The organism is Roseateles microcysteis, from assembly GCF_036880965.1.
Lineage (GTDB): Bacteria > Pseudomonadota > Gammaproteobacteria > Burkholderiales > Burkholderiaceae_C > JAUASW01.
Window position 1 is genome coordinate 588515 of sequence record NZ_JBAJMV010000002.1, and the last position, 21764, is coordinate 610278.

Here is a 21764-nt window from a genome sequence, read left to right on the forward strand (position 1 = left end):
TGCCTGGCCCGATAATAGCCAGATGCCTGCGATTCAATTGACCCCTGCCCAGCGCAAGGAAAAACGCTCCGACGCCCACCACCTCGACCCCGTGGTGATGATAGGCGCGGATGGACTCACGCCCGCTGTCGTGAAAGAAACCGATGCCGCCTTGAACGCCCACGGGCTGATCAAGGTACGCGTGATGTCGGACGACCGTGAGAACCGCGAGAGCATTTTCGCAGAGCTGTCCGACAAGCTCGACGCGGCGCCCATTCAGCACATCGGCAAGCTGCTGGTGCTGTGGCGCCCGATGCCCGAGAAGGTCAAGGCGGTGCGAGAAGACGCCAAGGCCGGCCCGCGCATCGTCAAGATCGTCAAGTTCTCCAAGAGCGGCAACAACCGCCCGCAGGTCAAGAAGCTGGAAGTCTTCGGCAACCAGCGCGTCGCCCAGGGCGGTGAAATCAAGCGCGCCAAGCGCAAGATGACCAGCACCAAGAAGTCCAGCCAGAACGGCTGAGGCTTCTGCGGCGCAAGCCGCTTCAGTTCAGGCCGGCGCGCGGGAAGCGCGCCAGGCCAGCACCAGCACCGCCAGCGTCTTGAGCCCGAAAAACAGGCTGGAGACGGCATGCAAGGCACCGAACGACCAGCTCCCCTGCCCCGCCCGTGCCGCTTCCATCAGCGGCTGGATGCCGTAGTAGCCTGCAGCCGTACAGATCAGCGCAGCCAGCGGCAGCCAGAGGTTGGGCGCAATCACAGGCCCGCCCGTGTCTCGTTGCAGCCGGCGTTCCATCATCATCAGCAGCAGGCCGAGGCCCAGGCTGATCTGCGCGTCCAGCTCAAACACGCGGCCGACCAGCTTGCCCGCCTGCGCACGCTCCAGCACCGCAAAGGCGCTGGGTGCGGCCACGGCAGCCACGCAAACGAGAAGGCCGCCCCAGAGGGCGGCCAGCATGGCGCGAGCGCGGTACAGCATCAGACGTATCTGACTTCGACAATCTCGTAGCGCTTCACGCCACCGGGCGCCTGCACCTCGGCCACGTCGCCGGCTTCCTTGCCGATCAAGGCACGGGCAATAGGCGAGCTGATCGAGATCAGGCCCAGCTTCAGGTCGGCTTCGTCGTCGCCGACGATCTGGTAGGTCACCTCGGCGCCGCTGGCTTCTTCTTCCAGGTCGACGGTGGTGCCGAACACCACCTTGCCGCCGGCATCCACCGTGGCAGGGTCGATGATCTGGGCGGCAGCCAGCTTGCCTTCGATCTCGAGGATGCGGCCTTCGATGAAGCCCTGCTTGTCCTTGGCGGCCTCGTATTCGGCGTTCTCGGACAGATCGCCCTGGGCGCGCGCTTCAGCGATGGCCTGGATCACGGCATGGCGCTCGACCGTTTTCAGTCGATGCAGTTCTTGCTTGAGCTTTTCAGCGCCGCGTACGGTCAGTGGGACAGTGGCCATGGGAAAAGGAACTAGGGGATACAAAATGAATCCGCCGCTGCGGCCTGGGGTGGCACCCCGGGCTGCTGCGGCGGAATCGTGTGGAACTGATTTTAGTTCAGTTCAGCGTGCAGTTCCTGCAGGGATTGCACCAACAGTCCATCCTGGTGCTTCATGCCCTCCACCGCGGCCTCACAACCGGCCATGGTCGTGTAATAGGTGATGCGGTTGGCCAGGGCGGCCTGGCGGATGTAGCGACTGTCGGCAATCGCGGTACGGGTTTCGTCCACGGTGGTGAACACCAGCTGAATTTCGCCGCCCTTGATCATGTCGACGATGTGCGGGCGTCCGTCCTTGATCTTGTTGACGAACTGGGCCGGCACGCCAGCCTCCTGGATCGCAGCAGCCGTGCCACGGGTGGCAACGATGCCAAAGCCAAGGGCATGCAGGTCCTTGGCCACTTTGATGGCGCGGGCCTTGTCGGCGTTCTTCACCGTGATCAGGACATTGCCCTGGCGCGGCAGGCGCGAACCGGCGCCCAGCTGGCTCTTCAGCATCGCTTCACCGAAGGTCCGGCCTGCGCCCATGACCTCGCCGGTCGAGCGCATTTCAGGGCTCAGGATCGGATCGACACCGGGGAACTTGTTGAACGGGAAGACCGCTTCCTTGACGCTGTAGTACGGCGGCACAACCTCGGCCGGCACGCGACCCAGGCGGTCCTTCTGGTCCTTCAGCTTCTGGCCGGCCATGCAGCGCGCGGCGATCTTGGCCAGTTGCTGGCCAGTCGCCTTGCTCACGAAAGGCACCGTGCGCGAGGCGCGCGGGTTCACTTCCAGCACGTAGACGGTGCAGGCATCGAGCCCGCCGGTCACGTCGCCCTGGATCGCGAATTGCACGTTCATCAGGCCGACGACCTTCAGGGCCTTGGCCATCGCCGCGGTCTGGCGACGCAGCTCGTTCTGCAGCGCTTCGGACAGCGTGTACGGCGGCAGCGAGCAAGCCGAGTCGCCGCTGTGGATACCGGCTGCCTCGATGTGCTCCATGATGCCGCCGATCATCACATCGGTGCCATCGCTGATGCAGTCGGCATCGACTTCAACCGCATCTTCCAGGAAGCGGTCCAGCAGCACCGGCGACTTGTCTGACACGCGCACCGCTTCGCGCATGTAGCGCTCGAGGTCCTTGTCGCCGTGCACGATTTCCATCGCGCGGCCACCCAGCACATAGCTCGGGCGCACGACCAGCGGATAGCCGATCTCGTTCGCCAGCGCCACTGCCTGGTCTTCGGTACGCGCAGTGCGGTTGGGCGGCTGCTTCAGGCCCAGCTCGTGCAGCAGCTTCTGGAAGCGCTCACGGTCTTCGGCCATGTCGATGGAGTCGGGGCTGGTGCCGATGATGGGCACGCCGGCGCGCTCCAGGTCCAGCGCGAGCTTCAAGGGCGTTTGGCCGCCGTACTGCACGATCACACCGACCGGCTTTTCCTTGTCGACGATCTCGAGTACGTCTTCCAGCGTCACCGGCTCGAAGTAGAGACGATCCGATGTGTCGTAGTCGGTCGAAACCGTTTCCGGGTTGCAATTGACCATGATGGTCTCGTAACCGTCTTCGCGCATGGCGAGAGCGGCATGGACGCAGCAGTAGTCGAACTCGATGCCCTGCCCGATGCGGTTCGGGCCACCGCCCAGCACCATGATCTTCTTCTTGTTCGTCGGCTCGGCTTCGCATTCCTCGTCGTACGTGGAATACATGTAGGCCGTCTCGGTGGCGAACTCGGCGGCGCAGGTGTCCACACGCTTGTAGACCGGGCGCACGCCCTGGTCCCAGCGGGCCTGGCGGACCATATGCTGGTTCGTGCCCAAGAGCTTGGCCAGGCGCTTGTCAGAGAAGCCCTTCTGCTTCAGGAGGCGCAGCTCTTCGGTCGAGAGGCTTTCCAGCGTGCGGCCAGCCAGCGACTGCTCGATCTTCACCAGCTGTTCGATCTGGGCCAGGAACCAGGGGTCCACGGCCGTCTCGTCGAACACTTCGGTCAGGCTCATGCCGATGCGGAAGGCATCGGCCAGGAAGAGGATGCGCTCGGGGCCGGCTTCGCCGATCTCCTGGACGATCTCTTCACGGTCGGTCGAGCGCTCGGTCAGGCCGTCGATACCGGTTTCCAGGCCGCGCAGCGCCTTCTGGAACGATTCCTGAAAGGTGCGGCCCATGGCCATCACTTCGCCAACCGACTTCATCTGCGTGGTCAGGCGCGAGTCGGCCATCGGGAACTTCTCGAAGGCGAAGCGCGGGATCTTGGTGACCACGTAGTCAATGCTGGGCTCGAACGAAGCCGGGGTCACTCCGCCTGTGATGTCGTTCTTCAGCTCATCCAGCGTGTAACCCACGGCCAGCTTGGCCGCGATCTTGGCGATCGGGAAGCCCGTGGCCTTGGAGGCCAGCGCCGAGGAGCGCGAGACGCGCGGGTTCATCTCGATCACCACCATGCGGCCATCGCGCGGATTGATCGAGAACTGCACGTTGGAGCCGCCGGTGTCCACGCCGATCTCGCGCAGGATGGCAATCGAGGCATTGCGCAGCAGCTGGTATTCCTTGTCGCTCAGCGTCTGGGCCGGGGCCACGGTGATCGAGTCGCCGGTGTGGATGCCCATGGGGTCCAGGTTCTCGATCGAGCAGACGATGATGCAGTTGTCCTTGCTGTCGCGCACAACCTCCATCTCGTACTCTTTCCAGCCGATCAGCGACTCTTCGATCAAGAGTTCATTGGTCGGCGAGAGGTCCAGGCCGCGCTTGCAGATCTCCTCAAACTCTTCCGGGTTGTAGGCAATGCCGCCGCCCGTGCCGCCCAGCGTGAAGCTGGGGCGGATGACCATGGGAAAGCCGGAGCCGCCGATGTCGAGGTGGATGCGCTTCTGCACCGACCAGGCCTCTTCCAGCGAATGCGCGATGCCGGAACGGGCCGAGCCCAGGCCGATCTTGGTCATCGCGTCCTTGAACTTCAGGCGGTCTTCGGCCTTCTCGATCGCGTGCTCATTGGCACCGATCATCTCGACCTTGTACTTCTCCAGCACGCCATGCTTGTGCAGGTCGAGTGCGCAGTTCAGCGCCGTCTGGCCGCCCATGGTCGGCAGCACCGCGTCTGGGCGCTCCTTGGCGATGATCTTCTCGACCACCTGCCAGGTGATCGGCTCGATGTAGGTGACGTCGGCCGTGTCCGGATCCGTCATGATCGTGGCCGGATTGCTGTTGACGAGGATGACCTTGTAGCCTTCCTCGCGCAGCGCCTTGCAGGCCTGGGCGCCGGAATAGTCGAACTCGCAAGCCTGGCCGATGATGATCGGGCCGGCGCCGATGATGAGGACGCTCTTGATGTCTGTACGTTTTGGCATAGCGGTGCTCCTGCTCAGGCCTTGCTCATCAGACCGATGAAGCGGTCGAACAGGTAGGAGATGTCGTGCGGGCCGGGGCTGGCCTCGGGGTGGCCCTGGAAGCAGAAGGCCGGCTTGTCGGTGCGGGCCAGGCCTTGCAGCGTGCCGTCAAACAAGCTGATGTGCGTGGGGCGCAGATTGGCAGGCAGCGACTCGGCATCGACAGCGAAGCCGTGGTTCTGGCTGGTGATCGAGACGCGGCCGTTGTCCAGGTCTTTCACCGGGTGGTTGGCACCGTGGTGGCCGAACTTCATCTTGAAGGTCTTGGCTCCAGAGGCCAGCGCCATGATCTGGTGGCCCAGGCAGATGCCGAAGGTCGGGATGCCCGATTCGATCAACTGCGCGGCCGCCGTGATCGCGTAGTCGCAGGGCTGCGGATCGCCCGGACCGTTGGACAGGAACACGCCATCGGGCTCCAGGTCGAACACCGCGCTGGCCGGCGTTTGCGCGGGCACCACCGTGATCTTGCAGCCGCGGGAGGCGAGCATGCGCAGGATGTTGTTCTTCACGCCGAAGTCGTAGGCCACGACATGGAACTTCGGTGCCGTCTGCTCACCGTAGCCCTTGCCCAGGGTCCATTCGGTCTCGGTCCAGCTTTCGCTTTCCTTGCGGCTCACCACCTTGGCCAGATCCAGGCCGGCCATGCTAGGGGCCGCCTTGGCCTTGGCGATCGCGTCGGCGATGTGGGCTTCGGTGATCTTCTCGCCGGCCGGCAGCGCGAGGATGCAGCCGTTCTGCGCGCCTGTCGTACGCAGCACGCGGGTCAGGCGGCGGGTGTCGATGTGCGCAATGGCGACCGTGCCTTCGTCCTTCAGATACTGGACGAGCGTGCGGGTCTTGCGGAAGTTGGAATCCAGAACCGGCGGTTCCTTGATGATCAAGCCTGCGGCATGGATCTTCGAAGCCTCGACGTCCTCTTCGCAGACGCCGTAGTTGCCGATGTGCGGATACGTCAGGGTGACGATCTGCCGGCAGTAGCTCGGGTCGGTGAGGATTTCTTGGTAACCGGTCAGCGATGTGTTGAACACGACTTCGCCGACGGTATGGCCAGCAGCGCCGATGGAGCTGCCTTTGAAGACCGTGCCGTCTGCCAGGGCGAGGATCGCGAGGGAATGAGTGAGCAGATCGGGCAGCACGGGTAACTCCGTTATTGTGCGCGCGCCCAGCTCTGCTCCGGGACCGGCCGCGTGGGCAGCCGAGGAGCCTGAATCCGGTGGAGGAAACGGGTGGAGTTTCGCGAGGGTGCGGTGGGTTTCGGGTAAACCTGTGGAGTATATCCGAGCAGGGTTATCCCCGAGCCCCGCGACCTGGTAAAACTTTCGTCAAGCGAGCGCGGCGATGCCTGCGCGGGCGATCTGCGCATCCTCGATGGACTTGACGCCGCTGACACCCACAGCACCCACGCAATGCCCGTCCACCAGGATGGGCACGCCGCCTTCGAGCAGTCCGGACAAGCCCGGGGCGGTGAGGAAGGAGGTACGCCCCTGGTTGATCATGTCTTCATAGACCTTGGACTCGCGACGACCCACAGCGGAGGTGTGGGCCTTGGCGGGGGCAATCTGCGCCGAGATGGGCGCCGCGCCGTCCAGGCGCTGCAGCCACAGCAGGTGGCCGCCTTCGTCACAAATCGCGATGCACACCGCCCAGCGATTCGCCACTGCTTCCGCCTCGGCGGCCGCTGCAATTCGTTTGACATCTTCGAGGCTGAGGCAAGGCTTCTGGTTCATGGCGATTGGCTCTTGAATCTTGGGGAAAAGCCTGCACTTTAGCCGCGTGGCGCGCTGCTGAGGCGCGCCTAGAATCCGCGCATCCTGTATGGAATGGAGGACATCAATGAACGAAGGTCTGCAAACCAGCCAATACGGCAGCAGCTACGGCGCTGACCTGGCAACGCAGCAGCAACGCGTGCTGCGCAACACCTACTGGCTGCTGGCGCTGTCGATGGTGCCCACGGTGCTGGGTGCCTGGATTGGCGTGAGCACCGGCATCATGGCCAGCCTGGGCATGGGCGCGAGCGCCATCGTCTTCTTCGCCGGTGCATTCGGCCTGATGTATCTGATCGAGAAGACCAAGAACTCCAGCGCGGGCGTGCTCGCGCTGCTCGGCTTCACGTTCTTCATGGGATTGATGCTTTCGCGCCTGCTGATCCCCGTGCTCGGTTTTCGCAACGGCTCCAGCCTGGTGATGACCGCCTTTGGCGGCACGGCCGCGATCTTCTTCGTCATGGCCAGCCTGGCCACGGTGATCAAGCGCGACCTTTCCGGCATGGGCAAGTTCCTGCTGGTGGGCGCGCTGATACTGATGGTGGCCGGCATCGCCAACATCTTCCTGCAGTCCTCGGCGCTGATGCTGACCATCCTCGTGGCCGTGCTGGGGGTGTTCTCGGCACTGATGCTGTACGACATCAAGCGCATCGTCGACGCCGGCGAAACCAACTACGTCACTGCGACGCTGCATCTCTACCTGGATGCGTACAACGTGTTCCAGAGCTTGCTGTCGTTGCTCGGGATCTTTGGCGGTGAACGCGATTGAAGTATTTCTGCAGTCTTCAATGAGCAAGGGGCCCGACGGGCCCCTTGTCTATTTCAGCGTTCAAAGACCGCAATGCTTTAGTTCCGGCATCACATCGCAAGCGATATGAGCCTACTCAGAAGCATTGCGTTCAAAGACCGCAATGCTTTCAACATGCGCCGTGTGCGGGAACATGTTCACCGCACTCGCCGCCGTGCAGCGGTAGCCGGCGAGATTGACCAGCAGGCCTGCATCACGAGCCAGGGTTGAAGGATTGCAGCTCACGTAGACGATGCGCTTGGGCGGCCTCCAGCCGGGGGCCAGGCTCGGGTCCTGTGCGATGTCGGCGATGGCCTTGGCCAGCGCGAAAGCGCCTTCGCGCGGCGGGTCGACCAGCCACTTGTCGGCACTGCCATCGGCCGCCAGCAACTCGGGCGTCATCTCGAACAGATTGCGGGCCACGAAAGAAGTGTTGGCCGCCAGGCCATTGCGCACCGCGTTCTCGCGCGATCGCTGCACCAGGGTCTCGCTGCCCTCGATGCCCAGCACCTCGCGCGCCTGCGTGGCCAACGGCAAGGTGAAGTTGCCAAGCCCGCAGAACCAGTCGATCACGCGTTCGTCCTTCTTCACCGCGAGCAGGCGCAGCGCACGGCCCACGAGCACGGTGTTGATGTGCGGATTGACCTGGGTGAAGTCCGTCGGCTTGAACGGCATGACGACGCCAAACTCGGGCAGCGAGTACGACAACTCCGTGCCGCCTTCGTCCAGCAGCTGGACCGTCTCCGGCCCCTTGGATTGCATCCACCATTGCACGTCGTGCAGAGCCGCAAAGTCGCGTAGCTTCTGCACATCGCCTGCGCCCAGCGGGTTCAGGTGGCGCAGAACCAGGGCGATCACATCGTCACCCATGGCCAGTTCGATCTGCGGCAGACGGTCGCGCTCTTCCATCGAGGAGATCAAATCCCGCAGCGGCATCAGCAGATTGCTGACCCGCTCGGGCACGACCTTGCAGACCTGCATGTCAGCCACATAGCGGCTCTTGCGCTCGTGGAAACCGATCAGCACCTGACCCTTCTTGGCCACATAGCGCACCGAAAAGCGAGCGCGGTAGCGATAGCCCCAGGTCGGGCCTTCAATCGGGCGCAGCAGCATCTCGGGCTTGACCTTGCCGAGGTGCCAGAGGTTGTCTTCCACCACACGCTGCTTCACGGCCACCTGAGCGCTGGCATGCAGGTGCTGCATCTTGCAGCCACCACAGGCGCCGGCATGCAGGCCGAAATGCGGGCAGCCGGGCGTGACGCGCAGCGGGCTTTCGCGCCGCATTGCCACCATGGTGCCCTGCTCCCAGTTGTTCTTCTTGCGGCCAACGGTGACCTGCACCTGCTCACCGGGCAATGCGCCTTCGATGAACACCACTTTGCCCTCTTCATTGTGGGCAACACCTTGCGCTTCAAGGTCGAGCGAATCGACCTTGAGCCATTCTGAAACTTGAGTCATGGACCGAATTATGGCTTCGGCCGGCGCAGCGCCCTCTGCGCAGCCTAGAAGATCGCGTCGCGGTTGATCCCGTGGCGCATCATGTTGCGCTTGAGCTTGCCCAGCGCCTCGATCTGGATCTGGCGGATGCGCTCGCGGGTCAGGCCCAGGCGCACCGCCAGCACATCCAGGGTCTCGGGCTCCCGGTCGCTGAGGCCGTAGCGGCCGGCCAGCACCTCGCGTTCTCGTTCGTTCAGGGTGGCCAGGCCGTGGTCAAGCAGCTCTTCGAGCTCATGGCTAAGGCGCAGACCCAGCGGATCGACGGCCTGCTCATCGGCCACCAGGTCCATCATCGATTCACCGCCTTCGCCATTGCGATCCACAGGCGAATCGAGTGAGCTCGGCAGCTCGGCATAAGCCAGCAGCTCGGCCACTTCCTCGATGGGGCGCCCCAGGGCCGTGGCGATGTCCTCGGCGCGCACCTGGCCTTCGCCACCGTTCTGGCTCTGCAAGGCTTCGAGCGCGCGACGCGCCTTCAGCACATGGTTGAGCTCACGGACGATGTGCACCGGCAGGCGCACCAGCCGCGCCTGGTGCATCAAGGCGCGCTCGATGCTCTGGCGTATCCACCAGCTGGCATAGGTCGAGAAACGGAAGCCGCGTTCCGGCTCGAACTTGCCGATGGCATGCATCAGGCCGAGGTTGCCCTCTTCGATGAGATCGCTCATCGGCAGACCGCGACCCAGGTAGTTCTTGGCGATGCTGACGACCAGGCGCAGGTTGTGCTTGATCATGGCCTGGCGGGCCTCGAAGTCGCCGCCACGGGCGCGTGTGGCCGTCTCGAACTCCTGCTGCGAACTCAGCAGCGGTGTGCGGCGGATGTCGCGCAGATAGGCCTGCAGCGCATTGCCGACCTCGATATCGGCCGGCGGTGCTGCGCCGTTGCGAAGCAACTGGGTGTCGTCTTCGTCAGCGGCGGTTTCGCTCGCCGGGCCGTCCGGCATCAGCCCGGGCGGCGGAGGCACATGCTTGACTGCGGGCGCGACGTGCTTCATGGAGGCCTCCCATCATCGCGCGCTGCATGCTGCTAGCGAGCAGGCAGGAGCTTGGCCGGATCAATCGGCTTGCCCTGCTTGCGCAATTCGAAATGCAGCTTGACCTGGTCCGAATCGCTATTGCCCATCTCGGCAATTCTCTGGCCCTTGCGCACCACCTGGTCTTCCTTGACCAGCAGCGCCTGGTTGTGACCATACGCTGACAGGTAGTTGTTGACGTGCTTGATGATGATCATATTCCCGTAACCTCGGGCGCCAGAGCCTGCATACATGACTCGTCCATCGGCTGCAGCATAGACCGGATCGCCGGCTTTGCCACCAATATCCAGCCCCTTGTTACGCAAGTCGTCGAACTGGGAGATCACGCTGCCCGCAGCAGGCCAGCCCCAGCTCAGCTCGTCTTCGGTCGCAGCGGCAGCTCCAGCCAGGGCAGAGGCCGCTGACGCTGCCGGCTCGGCAGTTTGCGGCGCAGCGCCCGCTGGCGCTGGTTTGCCGTCGAGCGGACGGGTTTCAACCCGCGCGCTGGCAATGGGACGGGTGCTCGCCGCGCCCGGTGGCACCGGATCCGCCCCCGGCGGCACCACTCGCAAGACCTGACCCACTTCGATGCGGTTGGGATTCTCCAGTCCGTTCCAACGCGCCAGATCACGCCAGTTCTGGCCAGTGTCCAGGGCAATGCGAATCAGGGCGTCGCCCGGCTTGACCGTGTAGTAGCCGGGCTTGCCTGCATTCTCGGCGCCAGGCTTGGGTGCTTCAGGGGCCGAGGCTGCATGGCTGGGAGCAGACGCAGTGACCGCGCTGGGGGCAGGCGTTGCCTGCGAGACCGGCCGGTCTTCCACGGGCGCACGGTGCGCAGTGGTCGAGCAGCCAGCGAGCAGCGCGATGCCCGAGGCCAGCAGGGCCGACAAGGCGGGGTTCAAGCGTTTCGTTTTCAGGTGCATGCGGTCTCAGCAAGGCTAGGTTTCACCGGACCATAACAACAATCGCTGCCGGGCCGACGCTTACATGACGCCCGATTTTAGGGGCACGAACTGCACCGCCTCCTGGGTGCTGCGGACGAAGTGGCTGCGGCCCTCTTCGACCACATGATCCACCACCACCAGCACCTGGCCTCGGCCGCCCGGCGCAGCCATCGGCGCCACCAGCCGACCGCCTGGCGCAAGCTGCGCCAGCCAGGCCGGTGGAATGTCCTCGCCCCCGGCTGCCGCAACGAGGCTGTCATAGGGTGCCAGCGGAGCGTGACCCAGGCGACCGTCGCCGTAGATCAGACGGATCTTGTTGCCACGCATGCTGGCCAAATTGAGCGCCGCCTTGTCATGCAAAGGCTTCAGCCTTTCGATGGACACGACTTGGCGACCGAGCTCGGCCAGCACCGCTGCCTGGTAGCCACAGCCGGTGCCAATTTCGAGCACGCGACCCAGCTCGCCGCGCTGGCGCGCTCCCTGCCCCGCGAACAGCAGCTCGATCATGCGGCCGACGACGGAAGGCTTGGAGATGGTCTGGCCATGACCGATGGGCAGGCTGGTGTCTTCGTAGGCCTGGATCGCCAGCGCGGTATCGACGAACTGATGGCGTGGCACCTTTGCAAGGGCCTGCAGGACGCGTTCGTCTGACAGGCCTTCCTGCTTCAGGCGCTGCACCATGCGCTGGCGCACGCCGGCCGAATCGAGCCCCAGGCCGCTCGGCGCCGCCTGCCGCGCCGCATCGGCCGCGGCCATGTGCAGATGGCGCTGAGGCCGCAAGACCTCGCCGCGGCTGCTGGGTTTTGCGGGCTGCATCTTGTCTAGCGCCAGCGGGAAGCGCCGCGGCGTCTTGGGCGCGCTTTCGCTCATCCGTGCTCGCCCAGATGCGAGGCCCAGGCCGAGAGGCCGGCATGGTCGGTCAGGTCCACCTGCAAGGGCGTGATCGAGACCATGCCGTTGCTGGTGGCATGGAAGTCCGTGCCCTCGCCCGCCTCGCGCGCGTCGCCGGCCGGGCCAATCCAGTAGATCGGCTCGCCGCGCGGATTGCGCTGCTCGATCACGGGCTCACTGGCATGGCGACGGCCCAACCGCGTGACGCGCCAAGGCAGGCTCTTGGCATCAGCCCGGTTGGGAATGTTCACATTGAGCAGGAAGGGCCGCCCCAGGCCGTCAGCAATCACCTGCTCGACCAGGCGCCTGGCCATCTGGGCCGCAGCCTCGAGCTCGACCCAGCCCTTGTCGACCTGGGAAAAAGCAATCGACGGAATGCCGAACAGAAAGCCTTCGGTGGCCGCGGCGACGGTGCCGGAATACAGCGTGTCGTCGCCCATGTTCGCGCCGTTGTTGATGCCCGAGAGCACCAGGTCGGGCTTGTAGTCCAGCAGGCCGGTCAATGCCACGTGAACGCAGTCCGAAGGCGTGCCATTGACGTAGCGAAACCCGTTCTGCGCATGGAACACCGAAAGCGGGCGGCTCAGCGTCAGGGCGTTCGAGGTGCCGCTGGCGTTCTGCTCCGGCGCGATCACATCGATCTGACCCAATCCCTCGCAGGCCTTCACCAGCGCATGCAGCCCCGGGGCCAGGTATCCGTCGTCATTGGCAATCAAGATTCGCATGGCTTCATTGTAGGCAGCGCGTCACCTCCGCGACCGCTCGACTACCCGCGCCTCCCTATCATGCGGGCGATTGCGGACCACCTACCGAGGAGCAAGAGCGATGAAAGCCTGGCTGTGCGAGAACCCCGTCGGCGTTGCCGCCCTGCAATGGAAAGAACTGCCGTTGCCGGAGCCGGCTGCCGGCCAGATCCGCGTTGCGATCAAGGCGGCCAGCCTGAACTTCCCGGACCTGCTGATCATCGAGAACAAGTACCAGATGAAGCCGCCGCTGCCCTTTGTGCCCGGCACCGAGTTCGCTGGCGTGGTCGATGCAGTGGGCGAAGGCGTCAAGGGCTTCAAGCCGGGCGACGCAGTAGCGGCCTTTGCCGGCACTGGCGGCTTTGCCACCCATGCCTGCATTCCGGCTGCCCTGGCCATGCCGCTGCCTGATGGCTTTGCCTTTGAAGATGCCGCCGCCTTCATCTGCACCTATGCCACCAGCCATCACGCGTTGATGGATCGGGCAGCACTGCAGGCCGGCGAGACCGTGCTGGTCCTCGGCGCGGCCGGCGGCGTGGGTACCGCTGCGATCCAGATTGCCAAGGCTGCCGGCGCCAAGGTGATTGCGGCGGCCAGTTCGGACGAGAAATGCCAGCGCTGTCTGGAGCTTGGTGCCGACGCCGCGATCAACTACGCAAGCAGCAAGCTGCGCGATGAGCTCAAGGTGCTGACCGAAGGCCGCGGCCCGGACGTGATTTACGACCCCGTGGGTGGCGACCTTGCCGAGCAGGCCTTCCGCTCGATCGCCTGGCGCGGCCGCTACCTTGTGGTGGGCTTCGCGCAAGGGCAGATTCCAGCCCTGCCCTTGAACCTCGCCCTGCTCAAGGGCGCTTCCCTGGTGGGGGTGTTCTGGGGCGAATTTGCCAAGCGCGAGCCGCGTCGCAATGCCGCCATGCTCGGTGAACTGGCGGGCTGGTATGCACGAGGCTTGATCAAGCCGGTGCTGGACCGCGTCCTGCCGATGGAAGAGCTGCCAGCCGCCTTTGAGCGGATGGCCACGCGCCAGGTGGTCGGAAAACTTGTGCTGCGCACCGCTTGACCTGCTTTCGCGGGGCATTGGCAGCACGCGTTGTGCGCTAGGATGCCCCGTGATCGGAACTCAAGCACATGGCCGTCAAAGTACTGATTGTTGAAGACAACCCGGTTGCCCGAAGCTTCCTGTGCCGAGTCGTGCGCGAGAGCTTCAGCGACGCCCTGGAAATCACCGAAGCAGGCGATCTGGAAGGTGCACGCCGCGCGGTCGCAAAGAATGCCAGCCTGGGCCATGACGGCGGCTTCAAGCTGGTGCTCGTGGACCTGGAATTGCCTGACGGCAACGGCATGGAGTTCCTGACCGAGCTGGCAGGCATGCCGGCGGTGAAGATCGTCACCACGCTCTATTCCGACGACGACCACCTCTTCCCGGCGCTGCAATGCGGCGCCGACGGCTACCTGCTGAAGGAAGACCGATTCGAAGTGCTCGTGGAAGAGCTGCAGCGCATCGTGCGTGGCCAGCCGCCGCTCTCGCCGGCCATCGCGCGCCGCCTGCTTTCTCACTTCCGGCCTGGCTCAACTGGGGACAGCGGCCCCATGGGCCTGAACTCCGGTTTCGGCCCACTCACCTTCAACGCGCCGCCGGCCAACAGCCGCTCGGTGGCGCTGGATCCGCCGCCCGAATGGGAGCGCCTGACGCCGCGCGAGAACGAAGTGCTGACCTATCTCAGCAAGGGCTTCACGATCAAGGAAATCGCAAACCTGATGGGCATCAAGTGGTTCACCGTCAACGACCACATCAAGTCGATCTACAAGAAGCTCAATGTGTCGAGCCGCGCCGAAGCTGCGGTGCTGGCAAGCAAGCAGGGGCTGGTCTGAACGCAGGCCGCTGAAGTTGAAACTGAAGCCGCTTGATTCTTGAAGCAAGGATCCTGAAGCGTCAATGAAAAAGGCCGTTGCTTTCGCAACGGCCTTTTCTTTCTACTTCTTGGGGTGGCTGATGGGGCTCGAACCCACGACAACAGGAATCACAATCCTGGACTCTACCAACTGAGCTACAACCACCGCTGAGCCTCGCATTGTAGCGCGATATTTCCAGTGACTGGAGCAATCGCGCAAACAATTTTTACTTGGTCGCTGCCGAGGCCGCGACAGGGGCGCTGACCTTGACCTTTAACTCGGTCTTCAGATGGTTGTAGTAGGCCATCGCCTCTGCGTCCGACCAGGCACGGGCGTATTGCTCGGCGGCACGCTTGGCATCGACCACAGCCGGGTCTCGCGGCAGCAGCTTGCTCACGCGCGCCACCACATACACGCCCTCGCCGGCATCGATGCCGATATCAGCAGGCAGCTTGCTGGCGTCCGCACCCAGCACGCCGAGCACCACCTTGCGGCCCATCGTGCCCGGCTTGGCGCGCGAGATCACGGTGGCTTCGTCAAAGCCCTTGAGGTCGGCCGGATCCTTCTTCAGGGCTTCCAGGCGAGCCTTGCCGGCAGCCACCGCTTGCTCCTGCGCCAGCTTGCTGACCAGCAGCGCACGCGCTTGCTCGCGCACCTGGTCGAAGGACTGCAGGCGCGCCGGATTGTGCTGAACCACGCGAGCAGACACCATCTGGTTGGGCATCGGTTCGACGGACTCGGTATTGCGCTTGTTGCGCAGCGCCTCATTGCCGAAGATCTCATCGAGCAGCTTTTGCGAAGCCAGCACGCCGACCGCACCCGCCGCCGGCTTGCGCTGCACCGAAGCAGTCTGGATCGTCAGCTTGAACTTCTCGGCGGCCGGCTTCAGGCTGTCGGACTGCTCGTAGACAGTGTTGCGGAAGGCCTCGGACACCTCGGTGTAGCGCTTCTGGGCCAATTGCTTGAGCACGTCACCCTCGATTTCGGCACGCACCTGCTCGAAAGTCTTCTTGTCGCCACCGCGCTTGCCAGTCAGCTGGATCACGTGGAAGCCAAAGTCGGACTCGACCACGTCGCTGAACTCGCCCTGCTTCAGTGCAAAGGCAGCGTCTTCAAAAGGCTTGACCATGGCGCCACGGCCGAAGAAGTCGAGGTCGCCGCCATTGGCTGCCGAGCCCTCGTCCTGCGAATTCTTGCGAGCCAAATCAGCGAACGTTGCCGGGGCCTTGCGGGCCTGGGCCAGCAGCTCTTCGGCGCGGGCCTTGGCCTTGGCGCGGTCAGCGGCCGACGCCGACTTGTCGGCCTTGATCAGGATGTGGCTGGCGCGACGCTCTTCGGCCACGGAGAAGCGCGACTGGTTGTCGTCGTAGAACTTGCGCAGGTCTTCGTCGCTGGCCTTGACGCCCTTCATCAGCTGCTCGAGGTCCAGCACCAGGTATTCGATGTCGGCGCTTTCCGGCAACTGGAAGCGGGCCGCATTGGCAGGGTCCTTGTAGAAGGCCTCGATCTCGGCGTCGGTGGGCTTCAGGTTCGCTGCGAAGTCCTTGGCGTCAAAACGCTGGAACTGCACCTCACGCTGCTGCAGCAGCGCGTCGAACGCCAGCGTCGCATTGCCCTGGCTGGCCACACCGGTGGCGCCCACACCCTGCATCACCTGGCGCAGCGACATGTCCTGGCGCAGACGCTGCATGAAGCCCTCGACGCTCATGCCCTGAGCCGCCAGCATGGCGCGATTGACCGAGCCATTGGGATTGCGCAGGAAGGCCAGCTGCGGGTCGGCGACGAAAGCGGCCTGCAGCTTCTCGTCGGTGACCGTCAGGTGCTGCTGCTGCTGGGCAGCACGCAGCACGCGCTCGCGAATCAGGTTGTCCAGCGTCGCCTGGCGAGCCTCGGCCGTGTCGAATTCCTTCAGATCCACATTGGGCATCTGGGCACGCAGACGATCGGTCTGGTTGCGGTGGGCCGCATCGAACTCGGCACGGGAGATCTTCTGGCCGTCCACCGTGGCCACGCCGGCATTGCTACCGTCCATGAAGCTGCTGTAGCTCTGCACACCGAAAAAGACAAAGGAGGGCAGGATCAGCAGCGTCAGGAGAGCCTGGAGAACCTTGGTGTGCTTGCGAACGAAATCGAACATCGAATTACCTCTGATTGGCCCTGGGGCCATCGGGTGCAGGAAGCGAGGAACAGAGCGGAAGGACGGCGGCAGGCGATTCAATCACCGACCGCAGACATGACAAAGGCGAACCGTGGTTCGCCTTTGACTGCGCTGCCATTGTAGCCATGCCCGGAATACAGCTGGCGGGGTGCAATGAATGGTGGGTGCTAACGGGCTCGAACCGCTGACATCTTCCGTGTAAGGGAAGCGCTCTACCAACTGAGCTAAGCACCCTTCATCGCGAAACGTTTCAGTTGACTGCGTCCTTCAGTGCCTTGCCCGGACGGAACTTGGGAACCTTGGCCGACTTGATCTTGATCGTGTCGCCGGTGCGCGGGTTGCGGCCCGAACGAGCGGCGCGCTTGGTCACGCTGAAGGTGCCGAAGCCCACCAGGGAAACGCTGCCGTTCTTCTTCAGCGTGGTCTTCACGCCACCGATCAGTGCCTCGAGTGCACGCCCAGCAGCCGCCTTGGAAATGTCGGCCTGCTTGGCGATGTGCTCGATCAATTCGGACTTGTTCACGAAGTTACCCCCTCAAAAGGATGCGCAAAATGCACGACAGCATGTCTGGTCCGCGCGCCGGCCCAGCCGATGAAGATGACAAGCAAGGCGATGCGCGGGGAGACGGATTCTATGCGCATTCATGCGCCATTCTGAGCAGGTAAAAGTCCTGATACAAAGGGACGCCGAGGCCGGTGGCGCCAACGGTAATTTCGCGCACTTCAGCGCGGCTCAACGCACTTTCGCGCGAATCTCGGGCAAGGCCTTCTGCAGGTAATAAACCATCGACCAGATGGTCAGCACCACAGCCGCCCAGATCAGCCAGGTACCGACCGACTGAGTGTCGATCATTCCGAACAGCTGCCCGTGGAAAAGCAGGAAGGGAATCGCCACCATCTGCACCGTGGTCTTGAGCTTGCCCACCATGTGGACGGCCACGCTGCGCGATGCACCAATCTGAGCCATCCATTCGCGCAAGGCAGAAATGGCGATCTCGCGGCCGATGATGACCAGGGCCACGATGGCAGGCACCCGATGCATCTCGAGCAGGACCAGCAGCGAGGCGCAGACCAGAAACTTGTCGGCCACTGGGTCCAGGAAGGCACCGAAGGACGAGGTCTGGTTGAGCTTGCGGGCTAGGTAGCCGTCGAGCCAGTCGGTCAGGGCGACCGCCACGAACAGCACCGTGGCAAGCAGGTTCTGCATGTCTGCACTGATCTGCAGATGGAACACGCCGACGATCAGCGGGATCGCAACGATCCGGGCCCAGGTGAACAGGGTTGGCAGCGTGAAGAACATGGGCGGCATTGTGCCCAAGATCGGTGCGCCAAGCGGCCCGATACAGCCCTTCTCTTCCTGGGTGTGGCGTAAATCAGAAATCCAGCGTGCGCGGCTTGAAGCGTCGCTCATCGTTGAACAAGAAGGTTTCGCTGAACTTCCAGGGCCTGGACAGGTGCCCCACCTCGCCAAACGGTGCTGCCCGATGCAACGCGTCGATGGCCATCTGCACGGTGTCCAGCGCCTGGCCGGGCCGGCGGATCACGTCGATCCTCTTGATGCTGCCGTCGCGGTTCAGTTCGACCTCCAGCACCGGGATGGCCAGCAGCACCGGCGGCGAAGCGCCGGCATACACCTTGTCCGGGTTGGCCGCCATGAGGCGATGGGCAGCATGGCGCCGCAATTCATCGTGGTTGCGGGAGAACGCGGGCGGCGGCAGCTTCACGCCTGCCGCGACCCCGGGCGCAGCCGGTGGAGCGGCTGGAGGTGTGGGCCGGGCTTGCGTGGGCGCAGCGGGCTGGGCCACCGGGGCTGGTGGTGGCGTCTGCGCTTGTGGCGCGGGTCGGTGCCTTTGCGACGAGCAGCCTGCCAGCAGCACAAGCAGCAGGGCAGCGCCACGCAAGGGCCAGTTCGCCAAAGGGGTCAGGTCTTGTCTGGGGTCAGTGCAGGACACGGTAGATCTCCTCGGCCAACTCTCTTGCTCTGTACTTCAGTGCAGCACGCGGTAGATTTCTTCGGCCAATTCGCGTGCTCTGCACCTCAGTGCAGCACTCGGTAGATTTCTTCGGCCAATTCGCGTGATACGCCTTTGACCGTGGTCAGCTCCTCAACGCTCGCACCCGCCACGCCACGCACGCCGCCAAAACGCTGCAGCAACTGCGCCCGCTTCTTCGGGCCGACGCCGGCAACATCTTCCAGCCGGCTGCCGCCCGTGCGTATCGCTGCGCGTTTGGCGCGCATGCCGGTGATGGCGAAGCGATGAGCCTCGTCCCGGATCTGCGCCACCAGCATCAGGGCTGCCGAATCGCGACCAAGATAGACCTTCTCGCGGCCGTCGGCAAACACGAGCTCTTCCAGGCCGACCTTGCGGCCCTCGCCCTTCTCGACACCCACGATCAGGCCCAGGTCCAGGCCCAGCTCTTCAAACACTTCGCGGGCCATCGAGACCTGGCCCTTGCCGCCGTCCACCAGCACCAGGTCCGGCAGGCGCGCCGTTCCCAGCTGGGCCCCTTCGGCGAGCTTGCTGTAGCGGCGCGTCAGCACCTGGCGCATGGCGGCATAGTCGTCTCCGCCGGTGATGCCTTCGATGTTGTAGCGGCGGTACTGGCCGCTCTGCATCTGATGGCCTTCAAACACCACGCAGGAGGCCATCGTCGCCTCGCCGGCCGTGTGGCTGATGTCGAAGCATTCGATGCGGAACTTGTCTATCTCAGCCACGTTCAAGTCCAAGGCCTCGAGCAGCGCTCGCGTGCGGGCCTGCTGCGAGCCTTCCTCGGACAGCAAGCGCGCCAGAGAAAGCTCGGCCCCCTTGACACACATCTCCTGCCAGATGCGCCGCTGGCCACGCGGTTGGGCCTGGGTGTTGACGCGGTAGCCGGCTTGCATCGACAAGGCGTCGGTCAATGCCGAGTCAACCGCATCGCTGACCACGATCAGCGAAGGTACGTGGGCATCCAGGTAGTGCTGAGCCATGAAGGCCTCCAGCACCTGCTGCTCCACGCTGCGCGGCGCAGCAACACCACCCGCACCTTCCTCTTCTTCATGATCAGCCAGCGCCACCGCCGCGCCATCGTCCACATGCTTGGGAAAGTAGGCCCGGTCGCCCAGGTGACGGCCGCCACGCACCATGGCGAGGTTCACGCAGGCGCGACCGCCCTGCACCTTCACGGCGAGGATGTCCACGTCTCGGTCGCGGCCGCTCGCACTGTTCTCATCCACCGCCTGCTGCTGCAGGACCTTGGCCAGCGACTGGATCTGGTTGCGCACCTCGGCCGCCTGCTCGTACTGCAAGGCCTCGGCATGCGCCATCATCAGCGCCTGCAGGCCATCCATCACCTCCTGCGTCTCGCCCAGCAGAAATCGTTCCGCATTGCGCACGTCGCGTGCGTATTCATCGTCAGTGCACGCCTTCACGCAGGGCCCGGTGCAGCGGCGGATCTGGTACAGCAGGCAGGGCCGGCTGCGGTTGTTGAACACCGTGTCTTCGCAGGTGCGCAGCTTGAAGACCTTCTGGATCAGCTGGATCGATTCCTTGACCGCCCAGGCACTCGGGAATGGCCCGAAATAGCGATGCCTCTTGTCGACCGAGCCACGGTAGTAGCTGACCCGCGGATAGGCATGGCCGCTGAGCTTCAGGTACGGGTAGCTCTTGTCGTCGCGAAAAAGGATGTTGAAGCGCGGGTTCAGCGCCTTGATCAGGTTGTTCTCGAGCAGCAGCGCCTCGGATTCGGTGCGCACCACCGTCGTTTCCATCCGCGCGATGCGCGCAATCATCATGCCGATGCGCGTCCCGCCGTGGTCCTTCTGGAAATAGCTGGAGACACGCTTGCGCAGGCTCTTGGCCTTGCCGACGTAAAGCACCTGGTCCTGTGCATCAAAGTAGCGATAGACGCCGGGCAGCAGTGGCAGCGAGGCCACCTCGGCCAGCAGCTTCTCGCGCACCAGCAAGGCGGCCTTCTCGACCTCGGCCACGCGCAGCTTCTCGGCTGCCTCGACAGCCGCCCGCTCCGCGGCCCACTCTGCCTGCACCTGGGCACCCAGCGCGGCCTCGCTGCCGTCGTCCTGGCCTGCTTGATCATCGATCTCTGACATGGACGGGATTGTGCCGCGACCATAATCGCGGCCATGCACTGGGATCTGTTCTGTCGTGTGATCGACAACTACGGCGATATCGGCGTCTGCTGGCGCCTGGCGCGCGAGCTGGCTGCGCGCGGCCAGGAGGTCCGCCTGTGGCTCGATGACGCAAGCGCGCTGGCCTGGATGGCCGGCGGGCCGCCGCCGTCCGGACTCACCGTCCGGGCCTGGGGCGAAGCAGCGAATGAGCCGGTAGTGGGTGACGTGGTGATAGAGAGCTTCGGCTGCGATCTGCCGCCGGGCTTTGTCGCCCGCATGGCCGCGCGCCAGCCGGCGCCCCGCTGGATCAATCTCGAGTACCTCAGCGCCGAGTCGTACGTGGAGCGCAGCCATCGCCTGCACTCGCCACAGTTCAGCGGGCCGGGCGCTGGCTTGAGCAAGCAGTTCTTCTACCCCGGCTTTACCGCTCGCACCGGTGGCCTGCTGCGCGAGCCCAGCCTGGCGGCCGAGCAGGCTGCGTTTGATGCGCCGCCCTGGTTGGCAACGCTCGGTATCGAGCGTCGGCCCGGCGAGCGTGTGCTGAGCCTGTTCGCCTACCGACTCGCGCCCGAGCTGCTGCCACTGCTGGCCGACCAGCCCACGCTGATCCTGGCCTGCCCCGGCGCAGTTCAATCGCAACTGGCAGAACTGACGCTGCCCGAAGGCTTGCGTTGGCAGGCCCTGCCGTTCCTGAGCCAGCCCGCATTCGACCGGCTGCTCTGGGCCAGCGACTTCAACCTGGTGCGTGGTGAAGACTCCTTTGTGCGCGCCCAGTGGGCGGGCAAGCCCTTCGTCTGGCAGATCTATCCGCAGGACGACGGCGCCCATGGACCGAAGCTGGAGGCATTTCTCGACCTCTACCTGGGCAGCGAGAGCAGCCAGTTCGCCACCTGCACGCGCCAGCTCTGGCGTGCCTGGAACGGGTTGGCGGCCTGGCCGAACGCACTGCCCGACGCTGCGATGGCCAGGGCCCACGCCCTGAAATGGCGGCAGGAATTGGCCTTGCAGCCCGATCTGGCCAGCCAGCTGCTGAGCTTCGGGGCCGAATCAGGCTAAAATCGCCGGCTTTGCCGCGCCGTGGGGAGACTTTGGCGCGCGCTGCGAAGCGTTCCAACAACGCTCCCAACACCGTCCC

20 protein-coding genes and 2 tRNA genes are annotated in these 21764 nt (G+C 64.3%); 5 read left to right on the forward strand and 17 right to left on the reverse strand.

Annotated features, from left to right (window positions below):
- The first annotated feature begins 22 nt into the window (after window positions 1–22).
- Window positions 23–499, forward strand: coding sequence for a YhbY family RNA-binding protein (locus V3596_RS07585; RefSeq protein ID WP_334277071.1), 477 nt, complete (start codon window positions 23–25; stop codon window positions 497–499).
- Between the two features lie 27 nt (window positions 500–526).
- Here the strand turns inward: V3596_RS07585 and V3596_RS07590 are convergent, their stop codons facing one another.
- The 5 genes from V3596_RS07590 to V3596_RS07610 form a co-directional block, all read right to left on the reverse strand.
- A complete protein-coding gene (locus tag V3596_RS07590; protein WP_334277072.1) occupies window positions 527–955 on the reverse strand; it encodes a DUF4149 domain-containing protein in 429 nt (142 codons plus the stop codon).
- Window positions 955–1431 (reverse strand): transcription elongation factor GreA, encoded by a 477-nt coding sequence (gene greA, locus V3596_RS07595; RefSeq protein ID WP_334277073.1) that lies wholly within the window; start codon window positions 1429–1431, stop codon window positions 955–957. Before greA ends, V3596_RS07590 begins: the two co-directional genes overlap by 1 nt.
- Before the next feature lie 92 nt (window positions 1432–1523).
- A complete protein-coding gene (gene carB / locus V3596_RS07600) occupies window positions 1524–4790 on the reverse strand; it encodes a carbamoyl-phosphate synthase large subunit (RefSeq protein ID WP_334277074.1) in 3267 nt (1088 codons plus the stop codon).
- A 14-nt stretch (window positions 4791–4804) separates the two neighbouring features.
- Window positions 4805–5965, reverse strand: a complete 1161-nt coding sequence (gene carA, locus V3596_RS07605) for a glutamine-hydrolyzing carbamoyl-phosphate synthase small subunit (RefSeq protein ID WP_334277075.1) — start codon at window positions 5963–5965, stop codon at window positions 4805–4807.
- A gap of 186 nt (window positions 5966–6151) precedes the next feature.
- On the reverse strand, window positions 6152–6556 hold the full coding sequence (locus V3596_RS07610) for a GlcG/HbpS family heme-binding protein (RefSeq protein WP_334277076.1): 405 nt from the start codon (window positions 6554–6556) through the stop codon (window positions 6152–6154).
- 106 nt (window positions 6557–6662) lie between these two features.
- Here V3596_RS07610 and V3596_RS07615 point away from each other — a divergent pair, with 106 nt between their 5' ends.
- Complete coding sequence (locus V3596_RS07615; RefSeq protein ID WP_334277077.1) at window positions 6663–7361, forward strand: Bax inhibitor-1/YccA family protein; 699 nt, start codon at window positions 6663–6665, stop codon at window positions 7359–7361.
- 111 nt (window positions 7362–7472) lie between these two features.
- Here V3596_RS07615 and rlmD read toward each other — a convergent pair whose 3' ends face one another.
- Genes rlmD through surE form a run of 5 tightly spaced genes read right to left on the reverse strand, consistent with a single transcriptional unit; the run spans window position 7473 to window position 12449 of the window.
- The gene (gene rlmD / locus V3596_RS07620; protein WP_334277078.1) at window positions 7473–8837 is read right to left on the reverse strand and encodes a 23S rRNA (uracil(1939)-C(5))-methyltransferase RlmD; all 1365 of its coding nucleotides are present in this window, start codon (window positions 8835–8837) and stop codon (window positions 7473–7475) included.
- A gap of 44 nt (window positions 8838–8881) precedes the next feature.
- A complete protein-coding gene (gene rpoS / locus V3596_RS07625) occupies window positions 8882–9871 on the reverse strand; it encodes an RNA polymerase sigma factor RpoS (RefSeq protein WP_334277079.1) in 990 nt (329 codons plus the stop codon).
- A 32-nt stretch (window positions 9872–9903) separates the two neighbouring features.
- Window positions 9904–10812 carry a peptidoglycan DD-metalloendopeptidase family protein gene (locus tag V3596_RS07630; RefSeq protein ID WP_334277080.1) on the reverse strand — a complete coding sequence of 303 codons (909 nt, stop codon included), beginning with the start codon at window positions 10810–10812 and terminating at the stop codon, window positions 9904–9906.
- A 60-nt stretch (window positions 10813–10872) separates the two neighbouring features.
- Complete coding sequence (locus V3596_RS07635) at window positions 10873–11703, reverse strand: protein-L-isoaspartate(D-aspartate) O-methyltransferase (protein ID WP_416383965.1); 831 nt, start codon at window positions 11701–11703, stop codon at window positions 10873–10875.
- Entirely contained in the window at window positions 11700–12449 is a 750-nt protein-coding gene (gene surE / locus V3596_RS07640) for a 5'/3'-nucleotidase SurE (protein ID WP_334277081.1), read from the reverse strand. The genes V3596_RS07635 and surE overlap by 4 nt, the downstream gene beginning before the upstream one ends.
- Before the next feature lie 100 nt (window positions 12450–12549).
- On the opposite strand from surE, the gene V3596_RS07645 reads away from it, so the two are divergent.
- Entirely contained in the window at window positions 12550–13527 is a 978-nt protein-coding gene (locus V3596_RS07645; RefSeq protein WP_334277082.1) for an NADPH:quinone oxidoreductase family protein, read from the forward strand.
- Between the two features lie 68 nt (window positions 13528–13595).
- The gene (locus V3596_RS07650) at window positions 13596–14339 is read left to right on the forward strand and encodes a response regulator transcription factor (RefSeq protein WP_334277083.1); all 744 of its coding nucleotides are present in this window, start codon (window positions 13596–13598) and stop codon (window positions 14337–14339) included.
- A 110-nt stretch (window positions 14340–14449) separates the two neighbouring features.
- Here V3596_RS07650 and V3596_RS07655 read toward each other — a convergent pair.
- The 7 genes from V3596_RS07655 to uvrC all read right to left on the reverse strand — a co-directional run bounded on the left by V3596_RS07655 (window position 14450) and on the right by uvrC (window position 20608).
- Window positions 14450–14525: transfer RNA gene (locus V3596_RS07655), tRNA-His, on the reverse strand.
- Between the two features lie 61 nt (window positions 14526–14586).
- On the reverse strand, window positions 14587–16497 hold the full coding sequence (locus V3596_RS07660) for a SurA N-terminal domain-containing protein (RefSeq protein WP_334277084.1): 1911 nt from the start codon (window positions 16495–16497) through the stop codon (window positions 14587–14589).
- Window positions 16498–16676: 179 nt separating this feature from the next.
- Window positions 16677–16752 (reverse strand) — tRNA-Val (locus tag V3596_RS07665).
- A 16-nt stretch (window positions 16753–16768) separates the two neighbouring features.
- Window positions 16769–17041 (reverse strand): HU family DNA-binding protein, encoded by a 273-nt coding sequence (locus V3596_RS07670; RefSeq protein WP_282825557.1) that lies wholly within the window; start codon window positions 17039–17041, stop codon window positions 16769–16771.
- A 210-nt stretch (window positions 17042–17251) separates the two neighbouring features.
- The gene (pgsA, locus tag V3596_RS07675; RefSeq protein ID WP_334277085.1) at window positions 17252–17818 is read right to left on the reverse strand and encodes a CDP-diacylglycerol--glycerol-3-phosphate 3-phosphatidyltransferase; all 567 of its coding nucleotides are present in this window, start codon (window positions 17816–17818) and stop codon (window positions 17252–17254) included.
- Window positions 17819–17891: 73 nt separating this feature from the next.
- Window positions 17892–18470: a hypothetical protein gene (locus V3596_RS07680; protein WP_334277086.1), complete on the reverse strand. Its 579-nt coding sequence runs from the start codon at window positions 18468–18470 to the stop codon at window positions 17892–17894.
- Between the two features lie 86 nt (window positions 18471–18556).
- Window positions 18557–20608: an excinuclease ABC subunit UvrC gene (gene uvrC / locus V3596_RS07685; RefSeq protein ID WP_334277087.1), complete on the reverse strand. Its 2052-nt coding sequence runs from the start codon at window positions 20606–20608 to the stop codon at window positions 18557–18559.
- Window positions 20609–20641: 33 nt separating this feature from the next.
- Here uvrC and earP point away from each other — a divergent pair, with 33 nt between their 5' ends.
- Window positions 20642–21685, forward strand: coding sequence for an elongation factor P maturation arginine rhamnosyltransferase EarP (earP, locus tag V3596_RS07690; protein WP_334277088.1), 1044 nt, complete (start codon window positions 20642–20644; stop codon window positions 21683–21685).
- The last annotated feature ends 79 nt before the right edge of the window (window positions 21686–21764 follow it).